The organism is Mesorhizobium sp. M1E.F.Ca.ET.063.01.1.1 (assembly GCF_003998155.1).
Taxonomy (GTDB): Bacteria; Pseudomonadota; Alphaproteobacteria; order Rhizobiales; family Rhizobiaceae; genus Mesorhizobium.
The window spans coordinates 1-900 of the sequence record NZ_RZSC01001310.1 but is presented as its reverse complement, the minus strand read 5'-3'; the positions used below and the strand labels follow the sequence as shown (position 1 = coordinate 900).

Genomic DNA, 900 nt, shown 5'->3' with positions numbered 1-900 from the left:
ATAGGCGCTTTCGACCACGCCCCTGCCCAGCCGCAACCGCCCGGAGCCCTCCTTGAGCGTGCCCTGCCACTCGGCCGAAGATTCGCGAATTGTCATTGCCGTTTCTCCTCTCTGGTTGGTCACACGCCGTCGATGACAACCTTGCCGAAGACGTCGCCCTGCTGGAAATGGCGGTAGGCTTCGCGCCCCTCGGCGAAGGGGAAAACCCTGTCGATGATCGGCTTCAGCCGATGGGTGGCGACGGCTGCAAGCATCGCCTCCAGCTCGTTGCGGCTGCCGACGAAGACACGGCTTATGGTGGCGAGGCTGCGCTGATAGACGGCGCTTGGAATTTCGACCGATTTGCCCTTCTGGTCCTGCACCGTGAGCAGCACGATGCGGCCGTAAAGCGTGCTTGCGATCAGCGATTGCGCGAAGGTGGCCGGACCGCCGGTCTCGACGACGAGATCGATGCCGCCAGTCGCCTCGCGCAGTTTCATGCCCCATTCCGGCGTCTCGGTGGCTGCGATGACGAGGTCGGCGCCGAGCGCCCGCACCCTGTCGGCCTTCTCGCCGCGTGAGGTGACGGCCGCTACGCGGCAGCCGGCGAGCTTGGCAAACTGCAGCGCAAACAATGCGACGCCGCCTGAACCGATGACCAGAACCCATTGTCCAGGCTTCGGAATCTCGGCGCCCGTCACCGCGCTCCAGGCGGTCAGGCCGGCACAGGTGAAGGTCGCGGCTTCGTGCCAGGAGAGGTGGTCGGGCAGCCGCACCGCCCATTGCTCGTCGAGCAGGGCATATTCCGAGAGCATGCCGTCCAGCGTGCAGCCGAGCTGGTCGACGATGCCGGGATGCATGCGGCCGTCGACCCAACGGGCGAAATAGCTGCCGGTGACGCGGTCGGCGACGGCGTCACAC

The 900-nt window shown here is 66.1% G+C and carries 1 protein-coding gene; it reads right to left on the bottom strand.

The genetic code is table 11. The features are described 5' to 3' along the window. Positions 1-119: 119 nt before the first annotated feature. The coding region (locus EOA29_RS38165; RefSeq protein WP_145970111.1) for an NAD(P)-dependent alcohol dehydrogenase at positions 120-900 on the bottom strand (781 nt) is incomplete at its 5' end.